Annotated in this window: 23 protein-coding genes; 12 read left to right on the top strand and 11 right to left on the bottom strand. The window is 68.6% G+C overall.

The window, feature by feature from the left end; all coding sequences use genetic code 11:
* Positions 1–48: 48 nt before the first annotated feature.
* From LXB15_RS15720 to rnhA, 6 genes are all read left to right on the top strand, one after another.
* Complete coding sequence (locus LXB15_RS15720) at positions 49–927, top strand: cytochrome c oxidase subunit 3 (RefSeq protein ID WP_233949333.1); 879 nt, start codon at positions 49–51, stop codon at positions 925–927.
* 75 nt (positions 928–1,002) lie between these two features.
* Complete coding sequence (locus LXB15_RS15715; protein ID WP_233949332.1) at positions 1,003–1,383, top strand: DUF983 domain-containing protein; 381 nt, start codon at positions 1,003–1,005, stop codon at positions 1,381–1,383.
* 43 nt (positions 1,384–1,426) lie between these two features.
* Positions 1,427–2,158, top strand: coding sequence for an SURF1 family protein (locus LXB15_RS15710; RefSeq protein ID WP_233953207.1), 732 nt, complete (start codon positions 1,427–1,429; stop codon positions 2,156–2,158).
* A 61-nt stretch (positions 2,159–2,219) separates the two neighbouring features.
* Positions 2,220–3,224 (top strand): 4-hydroxy-3-methylbut-2-enyl diphosphate reductase, encoded by a 1,005-nt coding sequence (gene ispH / locus LXB15_RS15705; RefSeq protein WP_370640120.1) that lies wholly within the window; start codon positions 2,220–2,222, stop codon positions 3,222–3,224.
* A gap of 4 nt (positions 3,225–3,228) precedes the next feature.
* Positions 3,229–4,209, top strand: coding sequence for a homoserine kinase (locus LXB15_RS15700; RefSeq protein WP_233949331.1), 981 nt, complete (start codon positions 3,229–3,231; stop codon positions 4,207–4,209).
* Positions 4,206–4,670, top strand: coding sequence for a ribonuclease HI (rnhA, locus tag LXB15_RS15695; RefSeq protein WP_233949330.1), 465 nt, complete (start codon positions 4,206–4,208; stop codon positions 4,668–4,670). Before LXB15_RS15700 ends, rnhA begins: the two co-directional genes overlap by 4 nt.
* Positions 4,671–4,712: 42 nt before the next feature.
* Here the strand turns inward: rnhA and LXB15_RS15690 are convergent, their stop codons facing one another.
* Together LXB15_RS15690 and LXB15_RS15685 are read right to left on the bottom strand one after the other, a co-directional pair.
* Entirely contained in the window at positions 4,713–5,198 is a 486-nt protein-coding gene (locus LXB15_RS15690; protein WP_233949329.1) for a peroxiredoxin, read from the bottom strand.
* Between the two features lie 97 nt (positions 5,199–5,295).
* Positions 5,296–6,111, bottom strand: a complete 816-nt coding sequence (locus LXB15_RS15685; protein ID WP_233949328.1) for a protein-disulfide reductase DsbD domain-containing protein — start codon at positions 6,109–6,111, stop codon at positions 5,296–5,298.
* Between the two features lie 196 nt (positions 6,112–6,307).
* Here LXB15_RS15685 and LXB15_RS15680 point away from each other — a divergent pair, with 196 nt between their 5' ends.
* Complete coding sequence (locus tag LXB15_RS15680) at positions 6,308–6,910, top strand: YqgE/AlgH family protein (protein WP_370640236.1); 603 nt, start codon at positions 6,308–6,310, stop codon at positions 6,908–6,910.
* An 8-nt stretch (positions 6,911–6,918) separates the two neighbouring features.
* On the opposite strand, the gene LXB15_RS15675 is transcribed toward LXB15_RS15680, so the two are convergent.
* The 4 genes from LXB15_RS15675 to thrC are packed head-to-tail and all read right to left on the bottom strand — an operon-like array spanning position 6,919 to position 13,209.
* The gene (locus tag LXB15_RS15675) at positions 6,919–9,813 is read right to left on the bottom strand and encodes an EAL domain-containing protein (RefSeq protein ID WP_255696606.1); all 2,895 of its coding nucleotides are present in this window, start codon (positions 9,811–9,813) and stop codon (positions 6,919–6,921) included.
* 45 nt (positions 9,814–9,858) lie between these two features.
* On the bottom strand, positions 9,859–10,482 hold the full coding sequence (locus tag LXB15_RS15670; RefSeq protein WP_233949326.1) for a GNAT family N-acetyltransferase: 624 nt from the start codon (positions 10,480–10,482) through the stop codon (positions 9,859–9,861).
* A 10-nt stretch (positions 10,483–10,492) separates the two neighbouring features.
* Entirely contained in the window at positions 10,493–11,803 is a 1,311-nt protein-coding gene (locus LXB15_RS15665; protein WP_233949325.1) for a pitrilysin family protein, read from the bottom strand.
* Positions 11,800–13,209, bottom strand: a complete 1,410-nt coding sequence (gene thrC / locus LXB15_RS15660) for a threonine synthase (RefSeq protein ID WP_233949324.1) — start codon at positions 13,207–13,209, stop codon at positions 11,800–11,802. Before thrC ends, LXB15_RS15665 begins: the two co-directional genes overlap by 4 nt.
* Positions 13,210–13,343: 134 nt before the next feature.
* Between thrC and LXB15_RS15655 the strand changes: the two genes are divergently transcribed.
* Positions 13,344–13,892 carry a hypothetical protein gene (locus tag LXB15_RS15655; protein WP_233949323.1) on the top strand — a complete coding sequence of 183 codons (549 nt, stop codon included), beginning with the start codon at positions 13,344–13,346 and terminating at the stop codon, positions 13,890–13,892.
* A 63-nt stretch (positions 13,893–13,955) separates the two neighbouring features.
* Here LXB15_RS15655 and LXB15_RS15650 read toward each other — a convergent pair whose 3' ends face one another.
* On the bottom strand, positions 13,956–14,642 hold the full coding sequence (locus tag LXB15_RS15650) for an HAD family phosphatase (protein WP_233949322.1): 687 nt from the start codon (positions 14,640–14,642) through the stop codon (positions 13,956–13,958).
* Between the two features lie 180 nt (positions 14,643–14,822).
* Between LXB15_RS15650 and LXB15_RS15645 the strand changes: the two genes are divergently transcribed.
* The gene (locus LXB15_RS15645) at positions 14,823–15,956 is read left to right on the top strand and encodes a site-specific DNA-methyltransferase (protein WP_304502380.1); all 1,134 of its coding nucleotides are present in this window, start codon (positions 14,823–14,825) and stop codon (positions 15,954–15,956) included.
* A 17-nt stretch (positions 15,957–15,973) separates the two neighbouring features.
* On the opposite strand, the gene LXB15_RS15640 is transcribed toward LXB15_RS15645, so the two are convergent.
* Both LXB15_RS15640 and mutY read right to left on the bottom strand, forming a co-directional pair.
* Complete coding sequence (locus LXB15_RS15640; protein WP_233949321.1) at positions 15,974–16,597, bottom strand: HAD family phosphatase; 624 nt, start codon at positions 16,595–16,597, stop codon at positions 15,974–15,976.
* A complete protein-coding gene (mutY, locus tag LXB15_RS15635) occupies positions 16,594–17,679 on the bottom strand; it encodes an A/G-specific adenine glycosylase (protein ID WP_233949320.1) in 1,086 nt (361 codons plus the stop codon). Before mutY ends, LXB15_RS15640 begins: the two co-directional genes overlap by 4 nt.
* Before the next feature lie 113 nt (positions 17,680–17,792).
* On the opposite strand from mutY, the gene LXB15_RS15630 reads away from it, so the two are divergent.
* The 3 genes from LXB15_RS15630 (at position 17,793) to ppdK (ending at position 22,077) form a co-directional block, all read left to right on the top strand.
* The gene (locus LXB15_RS15630; protein ID WP_233949319.1) at positions 17,793–18,320 is read left to right on the top strand and encodes a DUF721 domain-containing protein; all 528 of its coding nucleotides are present in this window, start codon (positions 17,793–17,795) and stop codon (positions 18,318–18,320) included.
* Between the two features lie 104 nt (positions 18,321–18,424).
* The gene (locus LXB15_RS15625; RefSeq protein WP_233949318.1) at positions 18,425–19,243 is read left to right on the top strand and encodes a thioredoxin domain-containing protein; all 819 of its coding nucleotides are present in this window, start codon (positions 18,425–18,427) and stop codon (positions 19,241–19,243) included.
* A gap of 164 nt (positions 19,244–19,407) precedes the next feature.
* Positions 19,408–22,077 (top strand): pyruvate, phosphate dikinase, encoded by a 2,670-nt coding sequence (gene ppdK, locus LXB15_RS15620; protein WP_233949317.1) that lies wholly within the window; start codon positions 19,408–19,410, stop codon positions 22,075–22,077.
* A gap of 28 nt (positions 22,078–22,105) precedes the next feature.
* Here ppdK and LXB15_RS15615 read toward each other — a convergent pair whose 3' ends face one another.
* Together LXB15_RS15615 and LXB15_RS15610 are read right to left on the bottom strand one after the other, a co-directional pair.
* The gene (locus tag LXB15_RS15615; protein WP_233949316.1) at positions 22,106–23,887 is read right to left on the bottom strand and encodes an SLC13 family permease; all 1,782 of its coding nucleotides are present in this window, start codon (positions 23,885–23,887) and stop codon (positions 22,106–22,108) included.
* Positions 23,888–24,101: 214 nt separating this feature from the next.
* Positions 24,102–24,506, bottom strand: a complete 405-nt coding sequence (locus LXB15_RS15610; protein ID WP_233949315.1) for a hypothetical protein — start codon at positions 24,504–24,506, stop codon at positions 24,102–24,104.
* Positions 24,507–24,633 lie beyond the last annotated feature (127 nt).

Here is a 24,633-nt window from a genome sequence, read left to right as displayed (position 1 = left end):
TCTCTTGTAGTCAGATCGCCGAGCAGTAAGGGAGACCGGGGAACCGCGATGGCAGACACGCACGCCAAGCAACACGATTATCACATCATCGATCCGAGCCCGTGGCCGTTCATCGCCTCGGTCGGCGCCTTCATCATGATGATCGGCATGGTCTCGCTGATGCGCTACACGGCGGGCAGCCAGTTCCTGCTGTTCGGGATCGATCTCGCCACCCCGTGGATCTTCTTCGTCGGTCTCGCGATCGTCCTCTACGTGATGTACGCGTGGTGGTCGGACACCATCAAGGAAGGCCGCGAGGGCGCCCACACGCAGGTCGTGTCGATGCACCTGCGCTACGGCATGATCATGTTCATCGCCTCCGAGGTGATGTTCTTCGTGGCGTGGTTCTGGGCGTTCTTCGACGCCAGCCTGTTCCCGAACGAGGCGGTGCAGGCGGCCCGGACCGAGGTGCTGGGCGGGCAGTGGCCGCCGGTCGGCATCGAGGTGCTCGACCCGCTGCACCTGCCGCTGTTCAACACCGTGACGCTGCTCCTGTCGGGCACGACCGTGACCTGGGCGCACCATGCGCTGCTGCACAACGACCGCAAGGGTCTGGTCTGGGGCCTGGCGCTCACCGTGCTGCTCGGCCTGATCTTCTCCTACGTCCAGTACTACGAATACGCCCACGCGCCGTTCGCCTTCGCCGGCTCGATCTATGGATCGACCTTCTTCATGGCGACCGGCTTCCACGGCTTCCACGTGATCGTCGGGACGATCTTCCTGATCGTCTGCCTGATCCGTGCGATGAAGGGGCAGTTCACCCCGCAGAAGCACTTCGGCTTCGAGGCGGCGGCCTGGTACTGGCACTTCGTCGACGTCGTCTGGCTGTTCCTGTTCTTCAGCATCTATGTCTGGGGCAGTTGGGGCGGCGTCATCCACCACGGCTAGGCCGCGCCACCAACAGCGACTCTCGAGAAGGCGGCGCAGAAATGTGGCCGCCTTCTTCGCTTAAGGAAGATCCGCATGAGCGATCACCCGCCCCGTCAGGTCGACCCCGCCCGCGCCGGGCTTCTCGGCCGCTGCCCCCGCTGCGGCGAGGGCAAGCTCTTCGCCGGGTTCCTGACGGTGGCGCCGCGCTGCTCGAACTGCGATCTCGACTTCGCCTTCATCGATTCCGGCGATGGGCCGGCGGTCTTCGTCATCCTGATCATCGGCTTCGTCGTCTGCGGGCTGGCGCTCTGGGTCGAGGTCAGCTTCAACCCGCCGCTCTGGGTGCATCTCGTGCTCTGGCTGCCGCTGATCCTGGCGCTCGCGCTGCCGCTCCTGCGCGCGCTGAAAGGCCTGATGATCGCCCTCCAGTACAAGCACCGCGCGGCGGAAGGGCGCCTCGACCGTGGCGAATGATCCCCTCGCGGCGCAGGCCGCGGCGCCCGCCGGCCCGTTCCGCATGAGCCGGCGCCGCTACTGGTTCGCGCTCGCCGCCTGCCTCGTCGGCATCGTCATCCTGATGGCCCTCGGCACCTGGCAGGTGGAGCGGCTGCAGTGGAAGGAAGCCCTCGTCGCGCGGATCGAGCAGCGGATCGTGTCGCCGTCCATCGATCTGGATGCGCTCGAGGCGCAGTTCGCCGCGACCGGGGACGTGGACTACACGCCCGTGACGGTCGAGGGCCGGTTCCTCAACGAGGGCGAACGCTATTTCCTCTCAACCTTCGACGGCCAGGCCGGCTGGAACGTCTATGTGCCGCTGCTCACGGAGGGAGACCGGCTGGTCTTCGTCAACCGCGGCTTCGTGCCCTATGACCGGCGCGATCCCGCCACCCGCCGCGAGGGGCAGGTCGAGGGGCCGGTCACCGTCACCGGGCTCGCCCGCAATGCGCCGACCGAGGAGCCGGGCTTCTTCATCCCCGACAACGACCCAGCCGGCAACACCTTCTTCTGGCGCGACGTCGATGCGATGGCCGAGGGCCTGACGGTCCCGCCCGGTGTGCGCATCCTGCCGTTCTTCGTCGATGCAGGCCCCGGCAGCGCCCCGGGCGGCTGGCCGGTCGGCGGCACCACGGTGGTGGAGATCCCCAACAACCACCTGCAATATGCCATCACGTGGTACGGCATCGGCCTCGTGCTCATCGTGATGACCGTACTGCTGGTGGTCGGCGACTGGCGCGCCCGCAAGCCTTGACACCGGCAGGCCGCATCCCTTCATTCGGCCGGCCGACGCCACCCCAGACCCGGAGCCTTGCTTGTTCGATTCCGACGCCAAGCCGAAACTGACGATCCGCATGTGCGAGCCGCGCGGCTTCTGCGCCGGCGTCGACCGGGCGATCCAGATCGTCGTGCTGGCGCTGAAGAAGCACGGCGCGCCGGTCTATGTCCGCCACGAGATCGTGCATAATCGCTACGTCGTCGAGGGGCTGCGCAACATGGGCGCGGTCTTCGTCAAGGAGCTCGACGACGTGCCGGACGACGGCCAGCCGGTGGTGTTCTCGGCGCACGGCGTGCCGAAATCCGTGCCCGCCGCGGCGGCGGCACGCGAGATGCTGTTTCTCGACGCCACCTGCCCGCTGGTTTCCAAGGTCCACAAGCAGGCGATGCTGCACGTCAAGCGCGGCCGCCACGTGCTGCTGGTCGGGCACAAGGGGCACCCCGAGGTGATCGGCACGATGGGCCAGCTGCTGCCGGGCGAGGTGACGCTGATCGAGACCGAGGCGGACGTCGAGGCCTTCGTGCCGGCCGATCCCGCGGCCCTCGGCTTCGTCACCCAGACGACCCTGTCGGTCGACGACACCAGCGGCATCGTCGCGGCGCTGCAGGCCCGGTTCCCGCAGATGCAGGCGCCCTCGTCGGAGTCGATCTGCTACGCCACCACCAATCGGCAGGAGGCGGTGAAGGCCGCCGCGCCGGGCGCCGACCTGTTCATCGTCGTCGGCGCGCCGAATTCCTCCAACTCCAAGCGCCTGGTCGAGGTGGCCGAACGGGCGGGCGCCATGCAGGGGGCGCTGGTGGAAGGCGTCGCGGACCTGCCCTGGGACTGCGTGCCGCCCGGCGGTACCGTCGCGCTGTCTGCCGGCGCCTCGGCCCCGGAGATCCTGGTCGATGCGATCGTCGACGCGTTTCGCGAACGCTTCGAGGTGACCGTCGAACTGGTGCGCACCGCCGAGGAGACGGAGAACTTCCCGGTCATGCGGGCGCTGCGCGAGACCCCGCTGACGGCTGCCGACATGGCCTTCGTCAGCGGCCGGAGCTGAGCGCTTGGCCGTCTATACCGACATCTCGGAAACCCAGCTCGCCAGCTTTCTCGACGATTATCCCCTCGGCGCGCTGCTGAGCTACAAGGGCATCGCGGAAGGCGTCGAGAACTCCAACTTCCTGATCCGGACCGAAGCCGGCACCTTCATCCTGACGCTCTACGAAAAACGGGTGAACCGCGGCGACCTGCCGTTCTTCGTCGGCCTGATGGAGCATCTGGCCGAGCGCGGCATCTCGTGCCCGCTGCCCGTCCACACCAACGCCGGCGAGGCGCTCGGCGAGCTCGCCGGCCGGCCTGCGGCGGTCTTCACCTTCCTCGAAGGCATGTGGACGCGCCGGCCGACCGCCGATCACTGCCGCGCCGTCGGCGGCGCCATGGCCGGCATGCACGCCGCCGCCGCCGATTTCACGCTGCGGCGGCCGAACGGCCTGGCGCTCGCCGACTGGCGGCCGCTGTTCGAGAGCTGCGGCGACCGCGTCGACGAGATCGAGCCGGGCCTTGCAGCGGCGATCGAGGGGGAACTGACGTTCCTCGAGGCGAACTGGCCGGGGGACCTTCCCGCCGGGATCATCCATGCCGATCTCTTCCCGGACAACGTGTTCTTCCTCGCAGGCGAACTGTCGGGGCTGATCGACTTCTATTTCGCCTGCAACGACCTCCTTGCCTACGACCTCGCCATCGGCCTCTGCGCCTGGTGCTTCGAGCCAGACGGCAGTTTCAACGTCACCAAGGGCAGGGGCCTGATCGAAGGCTATGCGAGCGTACGCCCGCTGAGTGCAGCGGAGGTCGCGGCGCTGCCGATCCTGTGCCGCGGCGCGTCGATGCGCTTCATGCTGACGCGGCTCTACGACTGGCTGAACGTGCCGGAGGGATCCTTCGTCACCAAGAAGGATCCGCGCGAATATCTGCGCAAGCTGCGCTTCCACAAGGCGGTGGCGAGCGCCGCCGAATACGGCTTCGATCTCGAACGGGTGACGCAATGAGCGGCGACAGCGGCGACCGGGTCGAGATACACACGGACGGCGCCTGCTCGGGCAATCCCGGTCCCGGCGGCTGGGCGGCGATCATGCGCTTCAACGGCGCCGAGAAGGAGCTGAAGGGCGGCGAGGCCCTGACCACCAACAACCGCATGGAACTGATGGCGGTGATCGAGGCGCTGGCCGCGCTGAAGCGCCCCTGCGCCGTCGATATCTACTCGGACTCGCAGTACATGCGGGACGGCATCACCAAGTGGATCCACGGCTGGAAGCGCAACGGCTGGAAGACGGCCGACCGCAAGCCGGTGAAGAACGCCGAGCTGTGGCAGCGTCTCGAGGCCGAGAAGGGCCGCCACGACGTCACCTTCCACTGGGTGCGCGGCCATGACGGCAACGAACTGAACGAGCGCGCCGACGAACTGGCCCGCGCCGGCATGGCGCCGTTCAAGAAGAAGGTCGCGGGCTGACCGCACCGTCGGCGCATCGTGGCGCCGACGGCGGCGCAGCGGTCAGAGCTGCTCGAGCAGCGACTCGGCCGACGACATTTCCGCCCGGCCCGGCGAATCCTCGATGTTCAGCGCGGTGACGACGCCGTCCTCGACGATCATCGAGAAGCGCTTGGAGCGGGTGCCGAGACCCGCAACCGACAGGTCGATGTCGAGCCCGATCGCCTTGATGAACTCGCCGTTGCCGTCCGACAGGAAGGTGATCTTGCCGCCCGCATCCGTCGACTTTTCCCAGGCGCTCATCACGTGGATGTCGTTGACGGCGACCACGGCGATCGTGTCGACGCCCTTGGCGCGGATCTCGTCGTTGTAGGTCAGGAAGCCGGGCAGGTGGTTCATCGTGCAGGTCGGCGTGAACGCGCCGGGCACGCCGAACAGCACGACCTTCTTGCCGTCGAAGATTTCCGCGGTCGACAGGTCCGCCGGCCCGTCCGACGTGCGGGTCTTGAGTGTCGCGTTGGGGATCCTGTCACCGATGCCGATAGCCATGTCTCGTCTTTCCCTCTGCCGGGACGACCCCCGGCCGGATGCCGGCACGTGCCTGCGACGGCGCATTTGGGGCGCGGCTAAGCTTTGTCGAGCCGCCCTACTGCGACTGAGTGACCCTCAGGTCCCGTGCCTCGAGCGCGCCGGCGCCGTCGGTGAAGACCACGTCGATATGCTCGGGCGGTCCCGTCTCGGCGCGGGGCCGCTCCAGCACCGGCACCTGAAAGATCAACTGGTCGCCCCGACGTGTCGGCGCCTCCGGCTCGTCGAAATACCAGCCCTCGGGACCTGCGACGAAGAGATCGGCGGCGTCGGGGCTTCCCTCCCTCGCCGGGCGCGTGACGGCGACGGTCAGCACGTCGCCGGCAAGCCGGGGGGGCGCGAACTCGCCGGGCGTCCGGCCCCGGTCGGGGAGTGCGGCGAACGCGGCCTGAACCGCGCCGCTGTCCGCCTCCGCCGCCGTTAGCGTCGCCTGAACCGGCACGCAGATCTCGCGGCAGGCGCCCAGGAGGATCGACGCCTCGACCGGGCCGAGTTCCGCGCCCGCCTCCGGCGCGAGCTCGAACGCGACGGCCAGCGACTGTCTGTAGCCATTCGCCCGCGCCAACCCCTCGCCGAAGCGCTGCGGCGCCGGAAAATGCAGCTCGGCGCGGCCGAGGCCAGCCGTCGCCGCGAAGTCGATGGTCGGCGGGATGCCGGAGGCGCCGGGATCGACCCAGTAGGTCTTCCAGCCTGGCGCGAGATCGAGGAGCAGCGCGCCGCGCACGCTGCCGTCCGGACCGGCCGGCGCGGTGGTCAGGCGTACGGTCATCGGCTCCGGCGCTGCTGCGCCGATCGGCCCGGCCTCGGCCTGGCCGGCGGCGACCAGAAGGCAGAGGGCTGCGGCGGCGAAGCGGATGGTGTCGGCAGGGCGCATTGCTCTCCGGTTTCCGGTTGTCCAGGTGCCCCGACACGGACAGGGGAGGCGATCCATAGCCGCGCCGCCCGGTATCGGCCACTCAAAATCCCGCGACCGGCCAGGTATTGCACGCGCAGCGTGACTATCTTGCTCTGGTCGGATCGCCGCGGCGGTGTCACGATGGGTGACGGTCGCGAAAGGAAGATCGGGGTTGATGATGCCGAGAGACGAGATCGAAGAGATTGCGGATTCGCTGGAAGGGCATTTTCTCATCGCGATGCCCGCGCTCGACGCCGAGCCGTTCAACCGGACGGTGATCTATGTCTGCGCCCATTCGCCGAACGGCGCGATGGGCTTCATCATCAACAAGCCCCAGCAGGTCAGCTTTCCGGAACTGCTCACCCAGCTCGGCATCGTCGAGAGCGAGGACGACATCAGGCTGCCCGCCGGCGGCCGCGAGGTATCAGTCTGCATGGGCGGGCCGGTGGAGCGCGGCCGGGGCTTCGTCCTGCATTCCGACGACTACGATTCCGAATCCACGGTCTCCGTCGCCGACCGTATCTCGCTGACCCCGACGCTCGACATCCTGAAGGCGATCTCGCAGGGCATCGGCCCGCGCACGGCGATCATGGCGCTCGGCTATTCCGGCTGGGCGCCCGGACAGCTGGAAGGCGAGATCGCGGCCAATGGCTGGCTGACCTGCAAGGCCGACCTGTCGATCGTCTTCGACAGCAATCTCGACGACAAATACGGCAGGGCCCTGGCGCTGCTCGGCGTCGACGCGGCGTTCCTCACCAGCGAGGCCGGCCACGCCTGACGGCGGGCTCAGCTGGCGCGCTTCACGCCCATCTGGTCGAGCAGCATCTTGCGTGCCTGGTCCACCGTCAGCGGCTGCGAGAACAGGAAGCTCTGGGCGAACTCGCAGTTCAGCTGGCGCAGCAGGTTGAGGTCGGACTCGGTCTCGATGCCCTCTGCCACCACCTTCAGGCCGAGATCGTGGGCCATCGTCACGATCGAGTTGAGGATGATCGGCCGCTGCGGCTGGGTGTTGTTGCGCAGGAACGACTGGTCGATCTTCAGCGTGTCGAACGGGAAGCGCATCAGGTAGGCGAGCGAGGAATAGCCGGTGCCGAAATCGTCCAGCGACAGGCCGACGCCGATTTCCCTCAGCCGCGCCAGGAGCTGCGCCGAGCGCTCCGGATTGTCCATCACCAGGGATTCGGTCAGCTCCAGCTTCAGCGATTCTGGCGGCAGGCGGTAGCGCCCCACGACGGTGCGAACGTCGGCGATGAGGTCCTGGCGGATCAGCTGCCGGCTGGAGATGTTGACCGAGACGAAGATCGTCGGGTCCGACGTCATCAGGTGCCAGTCGCTGAGCCGCTTGGCCGCCTCCTCGAGCGCGAACTGGCCGAGCTGCACGATCAGGCCTGTGCTCTCGGCGATAGGCACGAATTCGCTCGGCGAGACGGCGCCGCGGCGCGGGTGCTCCCAGCGCAGCAGCGCCTCGAAACCCGCGACGCTCTCGGTATCGAGGCGGACGATCGGCTGGAACGCCAGCGACAGTTCGTTGCGCTCGAAGGCCCGCCTGAGATCGGCCTCGAGCTGCAGCCGCCCGGATCCGATGGTCTTGTAGGCCGGGCGGAACGGCTCGGTTCGGTCGCCGCCATAGCGCTTGGCCTGGTACATGGCGAGTTCGGCTTCCTTGAGCGCCTCGTTGGCGGTCGAGGCTTCGATCCAGCCGGTGAGGCCGATCGAGCCGGTCAGCACGATCTCGCGGCCGGAAAAGGCGATCGGCGCCTTGATCGCCTCGCGCAGCGCTTCGGCGAAACTGGCGACGGCGCCGACCTCGGTTTCCGACAGCAGGATCAGCCCGAACTGGTCGCTGCCCAGCCGCGCTAGCGAATCCTGCGGCTTCAGGATGCGCTTCAGCCGCCGTCCGACGGTCAGCAGGATCGTGTCGCCGGTGGCGATGCCGAAATCGTCGTTGACCTGCTTGAAGCGGTCGAGATCGATCAGGAAGATCGTCGGGTGCACGTCCTGCCGCGTGCTGGCGAGGATGCCGATCGCCTCCAGCCGGTCCATGAACAGCTCGCGGTTGGGCAGGCCGGTCAGCTGGTCGTGCAGCGCGTCGTGGAGCAGTCGCTCCTCGGCCTTCTTGCGCTCGGTCACGTCCTTCAGCGTGCCGACGCAGCGCACCACCTCGCCGTCGCTGCCGAGCACCGGGCGGGCCCGCAGCGAGACCCAGTGGTAATGCCCGTCCTCGTCGCGCATCCGGAATTCCTGGGTGATCCGGCCGCGCCGATGCTCCAGGATCGTGTCCAGGGTCAGCTTGAACCGGTCGCGGTCGTCCGGATGGAGGATCGGCAGCCAGTCGCGCGCCGGACCGTTCATCGAGGCGATCGGCATGCCGGCCAGAGCGTCGCCGTCGGCGCCGGCGAAGATGCGGTCACGGCTGACGTCCCAGTCGAACACCGCGTCGCCGGTGCCCGACAGCGCCAGCGAGCGGCGCTCCATGTCCGACAGCAGCCCCTGCGCGAAGCTGCCGCCGGCAAAGGCGTGCTGCATGACGGTGAAGCCGATCAGCAGCACGATCAGCACGAGGCCGCCGCCGAGCGCCGGCTGGATGATGTCGTTGTCGATCCGCCCGGTGACCGTCATCCAGCCGGCGACCAGCCACAGGGCGATCAGGCACCAGGTCGGGATCAGCATGATCGCCCGGTCGAACTGTTTGAAGGACAGGAAGGCGATCAGCCCGAGACCGGCGACGGCGGTGGCGGCGAGCGACAGCCGCGCGATGCCGGAAGCCAGCTGCGGATCGAAGGCCGCCATGCCGCCAAGGGCGCCGAGCGCCGCCAGCCAGACCACCGTGAAGATCGACAGGACGCCGTGCCAGCGGTTGAGATGCAGGTAGGTGTAGAGGAACAGCACCAGGGTGAAGGCGAGCGCCACCTCGGTGCTGGCGCGCCATACCCGCTCCTGCCCGGGCAGGATCGGCACCAGCTTCTGCCAGAAGTCGAAATCGATACAGATATAGGCAAGCACCGCCCAGGCCAGCGCCGCGGTCGCCGGGAACATCGCCGAGCCCTTGACCACGAACAGGATGGTCAGGAAGACGGCCAGGAGGCCGGCAATGCCGAGCACGATGCCGCGGTAGAGCGTGAAGGCGTTGACCGTGTCCTTGTAGGCGTTGGGCTCCCACAGCCGGATGTCGGGCAGCTTGCCGGCGGTCAGCTCCGCGACGAAAGTGACCACCGCGCCGGGGTCGAGCGTCACCAGGAAGATGTCGGCTTCGGCGCTGGGCTGACGCTCGAGGGCAAATCCCTGCGACGGAGTGATCGAGGCGATGCGCTGCGCGCCGAGGTCGGGCCGCCAGATCCCGGATCCCACCAACTGGAAATGCGGCGCGACGACGAGCCGGTCGAGCTGTTCGTCCGTATTGTTGGCCAGTGCGAACGTGGCCCAGAGGCCGGACGCCTGCGGCGACGTCGCCTCGATCTCGATCCGCCGCACGATGCCGTCGGCGCCGGGAACCGTGGAGACCTGGAAGCTCCGCCCTTCGCCGCGGGAGATCTCCACCGCGCTCTGCATGTCGATCGCGGTGTCCTCGCGCGAGATGCTGACGGGTTCCAGCGCCCGCGACGGCGTCGACATGGCGAGGAGGGCGACGAAGAGCGCCGTCAGTGCCAGTGCGATCCTGCCAGATACCGTCATCGATCGCATGCGCGCGGCAAAGCCCCCTGAATGTCGGCGAGAATGCATCGCGAGCTAGGTTCCGCCCGTTCCGCAGACCCCGTCCCTGGACTGCGAACCCGACCATTCTTCGGCAAGAAGCGCGTAGAGATAGTGGTCCTCCCACCTTCCGGCGATCTTCAGGTAGTTTCGCAGATGCCCCTCGCGGCGAAAGCCGCACTTCTCCAGTAGCCTGATCGAGCGGGTGTTGGAAGGCAGGCAGGCCGCCTCGACGCGGTGCAGGCCCTGGATGTCGAAGACGAACAGCTTGATCGCCTCGACGGCGCGCTGCATCAGGCCGGCGCCGGCGTAGCGCTCGCCGATCCAGTAGCCCAGCATGCAGCTCTGCGCGACGCCGCGGCGGATCAGCCCGGCGGTGATGCCGCCATAGAGCGTCGCGCCGTCGGCGTCGAAGATGAAGAACGTGTAGCTGGCGCCGTCGCGCGCCTCCTGGGCGTAGCGCCTGAGGCGCAGCCGGTAGGATTCCCACGACAGTTCGTCCGCCATCCACAGCGGTTCCCACGGCCGCAGGAACTCGCGGCTTTCGGCCCGCAGCTCGCGCCAGGCGACATAGTCGGTCCGCCGCGGCATGCGCAGCATGACGCCGTCACCCGCCAGGCTGGGAAGCTGCGGTCCGGTGAGGCGGTCGAGGACGCTCATGGCGGTTCGGTCAGCGGCCTGCGGCGATCCTGGCCTCGCCGGCACTCTCGCTGGTCAGCCGCCCGGCGATGTCCGCCTGGGCGGGCAGGCGCGACAGCGGTCCGATGGCGGCGAGCGTGGGGTTGGTCCCGACGAACAGGCGCTGGGCAAGGTCTGCAAGCCGCGGCGCATCGATGGCGTCGAGCCGGGCGATCAGTTCCTCGTTGGCAATGGTCTCGCCCTTGAACATCAGCTGCCGCGCGATCTGTCCGGCGCGCGCCGCCGGGCTCTCCTGCGACATCAGGAGGCTCGCCCGCATCTGGGCGCGGGCGCGCGTCACCTCTTCCGCGGTGATGCCTTCCGAGGCCTTGATCAGTTCGTCGACGATCACCGGTGCGAGTTCCGCCAGCTCCTCCTCGCCGGTCGCGGCATGGATGCCGAAGATGCCGCTGTCGGAAAAGCTCCAGTGGAAAGCGTAGATCGCGTAGCAGAGGCCGCGGCGCTCGCGGATCTCCTGGAACAGCCGCGAGGACATGCCGCCGCCGAGGATCAGCGACAGGATCTGCGAGGCGTAGAAATCGCGGGCGTAATAGGGCCGGCCCTCGAAGCCGAGCACCATCTGCGCATCCTGCAGGTCGCGCTCCTCGCGGAACTCGCCGCCGGTGTAGCTGGCCAGCGTGCGCGGCTGCGCACGGGTCGGCAGCGGCGAAACGGTGCCCGAGCCGAAGGCGGCGGTCACCTGGTCGACGATCGCCTGGTGCGAGACCGCGCCGGCCGCCGAGATGATCATGTTGTCGGGCGCGTAGTGGCGGGCAAGATAGCGGCGAAGGTCCTGCGGCTCGAAGGATTTCACCGTCTCGCGGCTGCCGAGGATCGGCCGGCCGATGATCTGGTCGCGGAACGCCGTCGCCTGGAAATGGTCGAAGACGATGTCGTCGGGCGTGTCCTCGGCGGCGCCGAGTTCCTGCAGGATGACCTGCTGCTCGCGCTCCAGTTCCTGCTCCTCGAAGCGGGAATCGATCAGGATGTCGGTCAGGATGTCGAGCGCCAGCGGCACGTCGTCCTTGAGCACCCGGGCATAGTAGGACGTCGTCTCGACGCTGGTTGCGGCGTTGAGCTCGCCGCCGACATTCTCGATCTCCTCGGCGATCTGCCGGGCGCTGCGCTGGCTGGTCCCCTTGAACGCCATGTGCTCGAGCAGATGCGCGATGCCGTGCTCTGCAGGCGCCTCGTCGCGGGCCCCGGCCTTCACCCAGATGCCGAGCGCGGCGCTCTCGAGGAGCGGCATCGTCTCGGTGGCGACGGTCAGCCCGTTGGCGAGCCGCGTGACCTCGACGCTCAAGCGATGGCTCCCTCTGTGACCGCGCGGGAACGCGCGAGGACGTACTGCTCGATCGCATCGATGTCGTTGGGCAAGCGATCCACTTTCTCGGTCTTCTGCATCAGGTCGGCATGGCTCGGCGGCAGGGCGGGCGAGACGCCGCAGGCCTTCTTCACCGCGTCCGGGAACTTCGCCGGATGCGCGGTGCCGAGCGTGATCATCACGCTGTCGCGCGTGCGGGTCTCGGCGACGTGCACGCCGACGGCGGTGTGCGGGTCGAGGAGATAGGCCGTCGTGGCGAGCATGCGGCGGATGGTTTCGGCGGTCTCAGCCTCGTCCGTGGCGCCGGCGTCGAATTCGGCCCGGATCGCCGCCAGCACCGCCTCGGGCAGCTGGAAGCCGCCCGACTGGGCGAGTTGCTGCATCAGGCGCCGCACCAGACCGGCGTCGCGTCCGCTCGCCTCGAAGATCAGCCGCTCGAAATTCGACGACACCTGGATGTCCATCGACGGCGACATGGTGGCATGGACGCCGCCGGTCTCGTAGCGGCCGCGATCCAGCGTGCGCACCAGGATGTCGTTCTCGTTGGTGGCGATCACCAGGCGCTCGATCGGCAGCCCCATGCGCCTTGCGCCGTAGCCGGCGAAGATGTCGCCGAAATTGCCTGTCGGCACGGTGAAGGACACCTTGCGGTCCGGGGCGCCAAGGCTGGCGGCGGCGGTGAAGTAGTAGACGATCTGGGCCATGATCCGGCCCCAGTTGATCGAGTTCACCCCCGACAGCGCCGCTTCCTCGCGAAAGCGCCGGTCGTTGAACATCGCCTTCACCAGCGCCTGGCAGTCGTCGAACGTCCCGTCGACGGCAACGGCATGGACGTTGTCGGCGCCGGACGTCGTCATCTGGCGCTGCTGCACCGGCGACACCCGGCCGTGCGGGAACAGGATGAACAGGTCGGTGCGGTGGCTGCCGGCAAAGGCGGCGATCGCCGCGCCCCCGGTATCGCCCGACGTGGCCCCGACGATCGTCGCGCGCCGGCCACGCTGGACGAGAACGTGATCCATCAGCCGCGCGATGAGCTGCATCGCCACGTCCTTGAAGGCGAGCGTCGGCCCGTGGAAGAGCTCCAGCACGAAATGCGCCGGGCCGAGCTGGACCAGCGGCGCGACCGCCGGATGCGGGAAGGTGGCATAGGCTTCGTCGACCATGCGCTTCAGGTCGGCCGGCGCGATGTCCTCGCCGACGAAGGGCAGGAGGATGTCGAAGGCGACCTCGGCATAGGGGCGGCCGGCAAAGCCGCGAATGGTCTCGGCGTCGACGTTCGGCCACGTCTCGGGAACGTAGAGGCCGCCGTCATTCGCAAGACCCGCCAGAAGGGCATCGGCAAATCCGAGGACCGGAGCCTCTCCTCGCGAACTCACGTATTTCACGTCGTCTCCACTTCGCATTCCGGTCGCAGAAGCCTGTCGATCCGTCGCCACTCGGGCGCCGTACCCGTCGCCTATCCGCGATCCGGCTGGTATAGAACGGCCCGCCACAATAAGGGAAGAACCGAGCGATGCATATGGTGACTGTCCTCCGGGGCGCTATGGTCTGCGGCGCGATGGCGCTGCTCACGGCCTGTTCCTCCAGCAATAACGGCGCGCAATTGGAGGCGGATGCCGGCGCCCTGGCGGCCCCGGGACAGGTCGCGGGCGCGACGTCGGCATGGGCGGCGGGGGCGGAATCCCGCTTCTGCCCGCAGGTGACGCTTCGCGAAGGCACGGCGATCCTCCGCAAGACCGTCGGCGAGGAGGTCGACTACGTCGCCTCGATCAGCGAGGCGACGCGCGACTGCCGGATCATCGACGGCCGCCTGCGCATGCAGGTCGGCGTGGCGGGCCGCATCGTTCCGGGCGCCGCCGCGCAGGCGCGTACCGTGAACCTGCCGATCCGGGTCGCCGTCCTGCTCGGCGAGGACGTGATCTACTCAGAGCTGGGGCAGCAGGCCGTGTCGATCGCGCCCGGCGGCGGCGCGAAGACCTTCCGCTATCTCGACCAGGGCATCGCCCTCGATCCCAACGAGACCCGCGTGGTGATCTATGCCGGCTTCGACGAGGGGCCGCCCGAGTGAGCCGGCCGGGCGCGACCGCCTGATCCCCACCCCGAGCGCGGCGGCGTGGCCGCCGCGCCGACCTTAGGCGTCCGACCAGATCGCCAAGGCCTCGACCACTGCCGGGAAATCGGCGAGGCGGCTGATAACCGTCTCGGCCCCGGCTTCGGCCAGCGATTCCGCGTGGCCCGCATAGCTGTGCCGGCCGCCCGTGAAGCCGACGACGCGGCATCCGGCCGCGACGGCACCGGCGACGCCGTGCACCGAATCCTCGATCACGATGCTGGCTTTCGGCGGCACCGAGAACTGCTCGCAGGCATGCAGGAAGACGTCAGGCGCCGGCTTGCCCTTCTTCGTCCCCACCTCGGTGGCGCTGAAGACGTGCGGCGCGAACGCGTCCCACAGGCCGACGTGATCCAGCATCAGTTCGAGCCGGTGCGTCGAGGAGTTCGAGCAGATGCAGCGCGGCTGGGTCAGCCGCTCGATCGCCTCGCGGGCCCCCGGGATCTCCTCGACCTCGCTCTCCAGGCGCCGGTCGATCTCGGCATCGACGCGCGCCGCGAAATCCTTCGGGAAGCGCGTGCCGGTCTCTTCGGCGAGCCGGGCCATGATCGTCGGCCAGGTCAGCCCCGCAAAGCGGGTGGCGAAATCGGCGGCCTCGATTTCGATGCCCTGCTCCTGCAGCATCGCCGTTTCCACCGCCGCGGCGATGATCTCCGAATCGACGAGCACGCCGTCACAATCGAAGATCACGAGCAGGGGTTCGGCCATCATAAGCTCCGGCAGGTAAGGCTTTGGGGATCGTCGCGTCGCGCCCGGGCGAGGGCGGACGGCATGGTGGGCGTGCGGTAGCACGCGATGCCCGCTCGGACAAAGTCACTATTTCACTGATTGTTTACGCCGTTCGGTAACCATGATGCCAGACGAGTACCTGCGTAACCGGTGGTGATGATGGCATACAAAAGCTCCGCGTCCCTTGCGACGACCGTCGAGGATCGGGCCGACTGGCTCGACCGGATCCACAAGGGCCACTGCGTCGCCCGGATGGAGGCGCTGCCGGAGAACTCGGTCGACGTGATCTTCGCCGACCCGCCCTACAACCTGCAGCTCGCCGGCGACCTGACGCGGCCCGACCAGTCCAAGGTCGACGCGGTCGACGATGCGTGGGACCAGTTCGAGAGCTTCCAGGCCTACGATGCCTTCACCCGGGCCTGGCTGCTGGCGGCGCGGCGGGTGCTGAAGCCGAACGGCACGATCTGGGTGATCGGCTCCTACCACAACATCTTCCGCGTCGGCGCGGCGATGCAGGATCTCGGCTTCTGGATCCTCAACGACGTGGTCTGGCGCAAGACCAACCCGATGCCGAACTTCCGCGGCCGGCGGTTCCAGAACGCCCACGAGACGATGATCTGGGCGTCCCGCGACCAGAACGCCAAGGCCTACACGTTCAACTACGACTCCATGAAGGCGGCGAACGACGACATCCAGATGCGTTCCGACTGGCTGTTCCCGATCTGCTCGGGCGGCGAGCGGCTGAAGGACGCCGACGGGCGCAAGGCGCACCCGACGCAGAAGCCCGAGGCGCTGCTCGCCCGCGTGCTCCTGTCCTCGACCAAGCCGGGCGACGTCGTGCTCGACCCGTTCTTCGGCACCGGCACCACCGGCGCCGTCGCCAAGCGTCTCGGCCGCCACTACGTCGGCATCGAGCGCGAGGACGAATATATCGAGGTCGCCGAGGCCCGGATCGCCGCCGTCGAGCCGCTGGAAGCCCATTCGGTGCGGGCAGCGGTGAGCAAGCGCGCCGAGCGCCGCGTGCCGTTCGTCAGCCTGGTCGAGGCCGGGCTGGTGCAGCCGGGCGCCGAACTCACCGACGCGCAGCGGCGCTGGACGGCGCGGGTGCGCGCCGACGGCACGATCGCCATCGGTGACGACGCCGCCTCGATCCATCGCATAGGGGCGAGGGTCCAGGGGCTCGATGCCTGCAACGGCTGGACGTTCTGGCACGTGCGGACCGGCGAGGCGCTGACCCCGATCGACGATCTGCGACGCACGATCCGCGACAGCCTCGGCGCCGTCGAGGCGTAAGGCGTCGAAAAGGGACGTCAGCGCGGCATTGGCGGCACGGGGAGGCCCCGTGCCGACAGGTCGCGCGCCAATGCCTCGGCGGAGACGAAGTGGATGGCCTGCCAGCCCACTTCCCGCGCGCCCGTTACGTTGATCGGCGTATCGTCGATGAACAATGTCCGTGTCGGTTCCAGCCCGAAATCCCTCGCGTGGCGGTGGTAGATCGCCGCGTCCGGCTTGATCAGCCTGATGTCGCCCGACACGGTGACGCCGCGGGTCTCGGTCAGGAACGGGAACTTCGCCTGCGCCTCGCGAAACGTGTCGGAGGCGAAATTGGTCAGCAGCGTCACGTCGATGCCGGCGGCGATGAGATGCCGCATGATCGCGACGCTGCCGTCGTGGGCATGCGGCACCATCAGTTGCCAGTTGCGGCGGAAGGCTCGGATGTCGTCATCCCTGTCAGGATGGCGGGCGATCGCCTCGGCTTCGGCATCGGGCCACGGACGGCCGCGATCCTGCTCGAGGTTCCAGTCGTGCGAGCACACCTCGGCGAGAAAGAACGCCCGCTCGGCCTCGTCGGGAATGATCGTGCGATAGGGGATTTGCGGGTCGTAGTGGATCAGCACCTTGCCGATGTCGAAGACGATATGGTCGATGGTCATGGCATGCCTGTTCGGAGGATGTCGGGGACGGCGGCGGCCAGCACCTTGCGCATCAGCGTCGGCAGCGCCTCGCCGTCCCACGCCTCCGGCGGCGACCACCAGCCGTCGCCCGGCGGATCGTGATCGATATCGGCGCGGTAGACGTCCAGCGCCAGCCGGAAATGCGTGAAGCCGTGGAGGACGGTGCCAGAGGCCCGCCAGTCGGCAGGGAAGGGCGCGGCCGCCGTGCCGAGCGCGCCGTCCGAGCGGGCATTCCAGTCGCTGGTGGGCGGCTCGCTCATGCCGCCCAGCATGCCCGTCGTCGCGCGACGGCGCAGCCAGACGGCGCCGTCGCTGCGCCGGATGGCAACGAAGGCAGCCCCTCGTCGCGAGGGCACTTCGGCCTTCGGCTTCTTGACCGGGAACATCTCGGGCCGGCCCTCGGCGGCCGCCCGGCACCAGGCACGCACCGGGCAGAGGATGCAGCCCGGCCGGGTCGGCGTGCAGATCGTCGCGCCGAGATCCATCATCGCCTGCGCGAAATCCCCCGGCCGCCGGTCCGGCGTCAGATCTCCGGTGCGGGCACGGATTTCCTTCTTCCCGGCCGGCAGCGGCGTCTCGATGGCGAAGAGCCGGCTGACGACGCGCTCGACATTGCCGTCCACCACGGCGGCCGGCTCGTCGAAGGCGATCGCCGCGATCGCCGCGGCGGTGTACTCGCCGATGCCGGGCAGGGTCCGCAGCCCCGCTTCGGTTCCCGGGAACGTGCCGCCATGCTCGCCGGCCACCGTCCGGGCGCAGGCATGGAGGTTGCGGGCGCGGGCGTAGTAGCCGAGGCCGGCCCAGGCCCCGAGCACTTCCGCCTCGGGCGCTTCGGCGAGATCGGTGACGCCCGGCCAGCGATTGACGAAGCGGGCGAAGTAGGATTTCACCGTCGCGACGGTGGTCTGCTGCAGCATGATCTCGGACAGCCAGATCCGGTAGGGATCCGGCAGGACGCCGGCCGCACGCGCCTGGGGCGGGACGCGCCAGGGAAGCGCCCGGGCGTGCCGATCGTACCATTCGAGCAGGTCTTGAGAGAGCGAAGGCGGGGCGATGGACATCGAGAGTTCCGGTTCGGCGAGGTTCTCTAGCCGCCAGCGCGCCGCTTGGCGAGCCGTCCATGCCGCCGGGCCGAGAGTGTCGCAGCGACGATCAGAGGTTTCGGGTAACCGCGATGAGTGACACGCGCGATCCGTCGTCCCGCTTTCCGCGGCGCGGCGTCCAGCCGATCGCCGACATCCTCGGCGGCGTCATGGATCCGATCCTGCGGCGCAAGGCCGGCATGACCACCGGCTTGATCTCGGCATGGTCGGAGATCGCCGGCACGCGGCTGCAGGACGCGACGCGGCCGGAGCGCCTGGTCTGGCCTGCCCAGCGCAGCGACACCGACCCGTTCGAGCCGGCGACGCTGATCGTCGCCTGCGAGGCGGCGGCGGCGCTGCGGCTGCAGCACCAGACCAGCGAACTGATCGGGCGGGTCAACGCCTTCTTCGGCTTTGCGGCCGTCGACCGGATCAAGATCGTTCAAAAATCCGTCACCCCGGACAAGGTCGACCGCCGGCCGGCGCTGCGCAACCTCGTCGCGGGCGAGCCGGAACGCATCGAGGCGATGGTGTCGCGGATCGAGGATCCCAAGCTGCGCAACGCCTTGCGGGAATTCGCCGAGGCCTCGCTGCGGCGATCGAAGCGCGATGCCGAGTGAGCGGCACTGGTCGCGGCGCCCGACCGCGACTGTTGGAAATGCCGCATTTCTCCCGTACATCGATCACCACACAAGCTGTCTCCTGCCGTAAAGGTCGCTCCCCTATGACGAAACAGAACCCCGCCGCCCGCGCCCGTCCCGTGACCCTTTCGAGGGCGGCGATGCTCCTGTCGGGCGCCTGCCTGCTCGCCATCGCCGGCTGCACCGAGGAGGTCGACAGCGCCGCGGCGGACGTGGTCGCCGCGCCGCAGGGCGTCGTCAAGATGGCGCAGGCCGACACCTCGCCGGCCCAGGCGCCGGCAACGCCGGAGGCCACCGCAGGCGCTACGGCGCAGGCCGTCACCCCCGCCGCCGAGGCGCCGGCGGCTTCCGGTTCGGCCGACGTCGAGGCGCTGATGGAAGAGGGCCCGCTCAAGGATGTCGTCATCGGCGATGCGAACGCCCCGGTGACGATCATCGAATATGCCTCGATGACGTGCAGCCACTGCGCCGACTTCCACGAGAACAGCTATCCGGCGATCAAGCAGCAGTACATCGACACCGGCAAGGCGAAGCTGATCCTGCGCGAATTCCCGTTCGACCCGCGCGCGCTCGCCGCCTTCATGCTGGCGCGCTGCACCGGCGACGACGCGCGGCGCACCGCGATGGTCGACGTCCTGTTCGACCAGCAGGCGGAGTGGGCGCGGGCCGAGAACGCCTCCACCGCCCTGCTCAACATCGCCAAGCTCGCCGGCATGAGCCAGGAGGAGTTCACCACCTGCCTCAACGACAAGGAACTCCAGCAGAAGATCGTCGAGACGCAGCAGCGCGGCCAGGCCGAGTTCGGCGTCGAGGCGACCCCGACCTTCTTCGTCAATGGCGACAAGTATTCCGGCTCGCTGTCGCCGGAGCAGATGGCCGCGGTGATCGAGGCGCATCTCTAGTCACGGCTCGGGCGGGTCGGCTTCGTCGGTCCGCCCTCTGAACCCCGCCGTCTGCGGCGATTCAGTCTTTTTGCATTGCAGCAATCGGTGTTCTGCCTATTCTCTACCGGACGTGGGCTGCCCGGGAGGGGCATCCCCGCTCGGGAGGCGGTCTGCCGTATTCGATGCCTAAGCGAATTTTCCATTTCAGGCGCGGCGCCGCCGATCGCCCCGCCGACGCCGCCGAGGCGCTGGGGCTGAAGGGCGCGAACCTCGCCCTGCTGGCTTCGCTCGACCTGCCCGTGCCGCCCGGCTTCACCATCGCCACCTCGGCGTGGCGCGAGGCGACCGGCGTCGGCGACGACCTGCCGCAAGCGCTGCGCGCGGACCTGCGGGGCGCCATCGAGAATCTCGAGGCGGTCACCGACCGGCGTTTCGGCGGCGAGCGCCGTCCGCTGCTGCTCGCGGTGCGCACCAGCGCGCGGTCGCAGATGCCGGGAATCGCCGAGAGCGTGCTCGACGTCGGGCTCAACGACCGCACGGTCGACGTGCTTGCGGCGGAGCTGAACGATTTCTCCTTCGCCTACCGCAGCTACCGCCGCTTCATCGAGAGTTTCGCGACCCTGGTGTTCGGCGCCGATGCGTCCGAGTTCGAGGAAATCTACGATGCCGAGCGCGAGCGCGGCGGCTGGGGCGAGGAACCGACGTCGGTGGCCGAATGGCGCGCGCTGATCGCCCGCTACCACGCCTATCTGGATGACGAGATCGGACTCGTCCTGCCGCAGACGCCGCTGGAGCAACTCTACGGCGTCGTGGAGGCGAGCTTCGCCAGCTGGCGGCGCCCGACGGCCGTCGCGCACCGGGTCCTGCAGGGCATTCCGGAGAATGCCGGGCTCGCCGTGACCGCGCACGCGATGATCTTCAACGAGCGCAATCTGAAGTCCGCCACCGGGCGTGCCCTCTCCCGGCATCTGCAAAGCGGTGAGTCGCGGCTGTCCGGCGAGTTCTGGCTGGGATCCCACCGCCAGCAGGAGATCGGCGGCCGGCCACCGGTGATCGACCTGGCGGAGCAGGAGGGCGCCGCGGCGTTTCCCGCCGACATCGAAGCGTTGACCCGCCATGTCCGTCGCATCGAGGCGCATGTGGGCGACGCCGTCGAGGTCGAGTTCATGGTCGGCGACGGCGAACTCTTCCTGATGCAGTCGCGCCCGGCACGGCGGACTCCGGCGGAAGCGATCCGCGTCGCAGTGGAACTGGTGAAGGAAAGCCTGATCGAGGAAGCCGAGGCGATCCTGCGCATCGATCCCGCCTCGCTCGACCAGCTGCTGCATCCGACGATCGAGCGCTCCTCGGACGTGGTGGTGCTGGCGCGCGGCATGCCCGCCTCGCCGGGCGCGGCGACGGGCGAGATCGCGTTCACCGCCGAGCGCGCCCAGGAGATGGTGAACGAGGGGCGGGCGGTCATCCTTGTCCGCAACGAGACCTATCCGGAAGACATCCATGGCATGCACGTGGCGGAAGGGGTGCTGACCATCCGCGGCGGCACCACGAGCCATGCCGCCGTTGTTGCCCGCGGCATCGGCAAGCCCTGCGTCACCGGTGCCAGCTCCTTGCGCATCAACGCCGCGAACGGAACCCTGCACGCCGCGAACCTCGTGCTGCGCGAGGGTGACCGGATCACCATCGACGGCGCCTCGGGCGAGGTCATCGAGGGCGCGGTGACGCTGCAGCGGCCGTCGCTCACCGGCGACTTCGCGACTCTGATGGAGTTCGCCGACCGCGCGCGCCGCATGCGGGTGCGCACCAATGCCGAGACCCCGATCGAGGCGCGCTCGGCCCGCGCCTTCGGTGCCGAGGGGATCGGCCTCTGCCGCACCGAGCACATGTTCTTCGAGGGCGACCGGATCCGCGCCATGCGCGAGATGATCCTCGCCAGCGACGAGGCGGGGCGCCGCGAGGCGCTGGCCAAGCTCCTGCCGATCCAGCGCTCGGACTTCATCGAACTGTTCGAGATCATGGCCGGCCTGCCGGTGACGATCCGACTGCTCGACCCGCCGCTGCACGAGTTCCTGCCCAAGAGCGACACGGAGATCGCCGAGACGGCGGCGACGCTGCATGTCGAGGAGGCGGTGCTGAAGCAGCGCATCGCGGCGCTCGAGGAGTTCAACCCGATGCTCGGCCACCGCGGCTGCCGGCTGGCCATTTCCTATCCGGAGATCGTCGAGGTGCAGGCGCGGGCGATCTTCGAGGCGGCGATCGAGGCGGGCGAGAAGACCGGCAACGCGGTGGTGCCGGAGATCATGGTGCCGCTCGTCAGCCTCCGGCGCGAGCTCGACTTCGTCAAGGACCGGATCGACCGAGTCGCGGCGCAGGTCATGGCGGAGCGTGGCAGCACCGTGACCTATCACGTCGGCACCATGATCGAGCTGCCGCGCGCCATCGTGCGCGCCGACTCGATCGCCGAAGTCGCCGACTTCTTCTCCTTCGGCACCAACGACCTGACCCAGACGGTCTACGGCATCTCCCGCGACGATGCCGGGAATTTCCTCTCGACCTACATGCGCGAAGGCATCATCGAGCGCGATCCGTTCCAGACGATCGACGTCGAGGGCGTGGGCGAACTCATCGCCATGGGCGTCGAGAAAGCCCGGCGGGTGCGGCCGGACATCACCCTCGGCGTCTGCGGCGAGCAGGGCGGCGATCCTGCCTCGATCGCCTTCTTCGAGCAGACCGGGCTCGACTACGTCTCCTGCTCGCCCTTCCGCGTGCCGATCGCCCGGCTAGCCGCGGCGCAGGCGGCGATCCGCGCCCAGCGCGGCGGGCATCGGGGTAGGGGCCGGCGGCCGGAGATCTGACCGCCGCGCCATTGTCGTCGGCAGAGTGCTACAAATAGTAGAAGTAGATCGCGAACGAGCTGGCGATGCCGACGATGATGTTCATCGGGACGCCGATCTTGACGAAATCCATGAACTTGTAGTTGCCGGCCGCATAGACCAGCGTGTTGGTCTGGTAGCCGATGGGCGTCGCGAAGGACGCCGACGCGCCGAACATCACCGCCACGACCAAGGCCCGCGGATCGATTCCCATCGAGGTCGCCAGCGCGATGGCGATCGGGGTGACCACCACCGCGACGGCGTTGTTGGTGACGATCTCCGTCATGATCGACGACACCGCATAGATGATCAGGATGACGACCAGCGGCGAGGCGCCGGACAGCAGCGGCGCCAGGCCGCCGACCATGAGTTCAACCGCGCCGGTCTTCTGCATGCCGATGCCGATCGCCAGCATGGCGAAGATCAGGATCAGGATGTCGCCGTTGATCGAGCGCCATGCCTCGTCGGCATCGAGGACCCGGATCAGCAATAGTCCGGCGATGGCGATGAAGGCGATTATCTGGATGCTGGCGATGCCGAACGCCGCGAGGACGACCACGCCGAGCAGCGCGCCGATGGCGATCGGCGCCTTGCGCCGGCGATAGGGCCGCGCCTGGCTGAGGTCGATGCCGATGAGGTCGTTGGCCTCGGCGATACGGGCGATCGCCTCCGGCCGGCCCTCCAGCAGCAGCCGGTCGGCGGGGCGCAGCTTGGTGTCGTAGAGCGACTGTCCCGGCACGTGCCGGTGCCGGCGGACGCCGAGGACGTGGACGCCCGAGCCGGAGATGCCGACGAGGTCGGAAATCCGCCGCCCGATGCCCCGCCGATGCGCCGCCACCGTCGCCTCGACGACGATGCGCTCCTCGTCCTTGGCCGCAGACGCCGCGACCCGCGCGACGCGGAAGTTCTCGTCGGCGTGCAGTGTCAGCAGTTCCTCGGGGCTGGCGAACATGATGATCCGATCGCCCTTGGCGATCGTGACATCGTCGATGCCCTTGCGGGTCGTCTCGGCACCGCGCCGCAGCGCCAGCGGGCGAACGCCGCGCGCGCTGAAGGCGGTGGTTTCGCCTACGGTTTCGCCGATCGCCGGCGCGCCCTCGCGCACCACGACCTCGGTGAAGTATTCGTTGTCGGCGCTGTCGTCGAGCGCGTCGGTCGCCGACACCCGGTCGGGTAGCAGGAACCGGCCGACGACGAGCAGATAGGTGACGCCGACAAGCGCCGTGACGATGCCGACCGGGGTGATCTCGAAGATCGAGAAGGCCTTCAGCCCCTGGCCGCGGGCAACGCCGTCGACCAGAAGATTGGTCGAGGTGCCGATCAGCGAGCAGGTGCCGCCGAGGATCGTCAGGAAGGAGAGGGGGATCAGGAGCCGCGTCGAGCTCACCCCGAGCGCGCGGGCGAGCTCCGTCATGATCGGGATGAAGACGATCACCACCGGCGTGTTGTTCATGAACGCCGAAGCGACGAGGATGCCGATGCCGAGCACGACGAGCGTCGCGACCGGGCGCACGCCGGCGCTCTTGACCAGCCAGCTCGCCGCGCCTTCCAGCGTCCCCGTCCGCACCAGCGCGCCCGACAGCACGAACATCGCCGCGATGGTGATCGGTGCGGGGTTGGCGAAGACCGACGTGAGTTCCTCGCCGTCGACATAGCCGAGGATGAGGAACGTCACGGCCCCGCCCGTCGCGATCACTTCCGGCGGATAGGCTTCCATCGCGAAGCCGAGAAACACCAGGCCCACGATCGCCAGGGCGATGTAGGCGGAATAATCCGTCAGGAAGCTGTCCATGGGAACCGGTCGATGAGAGATCGAAGACGCGGAACTGCGAGGCCCGGGGACTTTGACAAGGGCGCTTGCCGGACGCTTCGTTAGCCGGAGCGACATTACCTTCGGGACGGACGGCGATCACTGCCAGTCCGCGCGGGGCGTCGAAGGACGGATCGGACGGCGCCTATGTGCTCCCTTCAGCCTGCGGGCGGAGGGGCGGCGCCGGCTTCGCGACTCAGGCGGTGCCTTCCGGGCTGGTGTGGCCGAACGGCAGATCGTCGCGGATGCGGGTGAGAACCCCGACGAAGGCACGGGCGAAGCCGTGGAACCGGTCGCCGATCTCGTCGCGGCCCGAGACGCGAATATTGTCGCCATCGGCGTTGAGGACGGCAAAGACGATGACGTCGCGATCCTCGCCCTCGATCCGTACGGCGGCGATCCGCGAGGCATCCTCGACCGATCCGTCCGCGGGAATGTCGAACAGGAGTTCGCCGCCGACGACGGCCGCCGCGGCCCGCACGCAGGTCTCGAAATCGCTCTCGGTGAGATCCTGCATGTCGAGCGCGAGTTCGAGTTCGACCGCCTCGAACGTGTCGACGACCCGATCCTGTCCGGCGTCGATGTCGGCCTGAATGCGCATCGGGCGCTCCTCGGTAAAGCCTTGTCCCATGCGTTACGGTGACGGCGTGAAACGGCCGAACTGTGGCGATGCCCCCGCAAGCCGCCGGCAACTGGACAAAGCGGCGGCCGTTGCCGACAGTGGCGGC

The organism is Aurantimonas sp. HBX-1 (assembly GCF_021391535.1).
Taxonomy (GTDB): Bacteria; Pseudomonadota; Alphaproteobacteria; order Rhizobiales; family Rhizobiaceae; genus Aurantimonas.
This window is presented reverse-complemented; position numbering and strand designations above follow the sequence as displayed.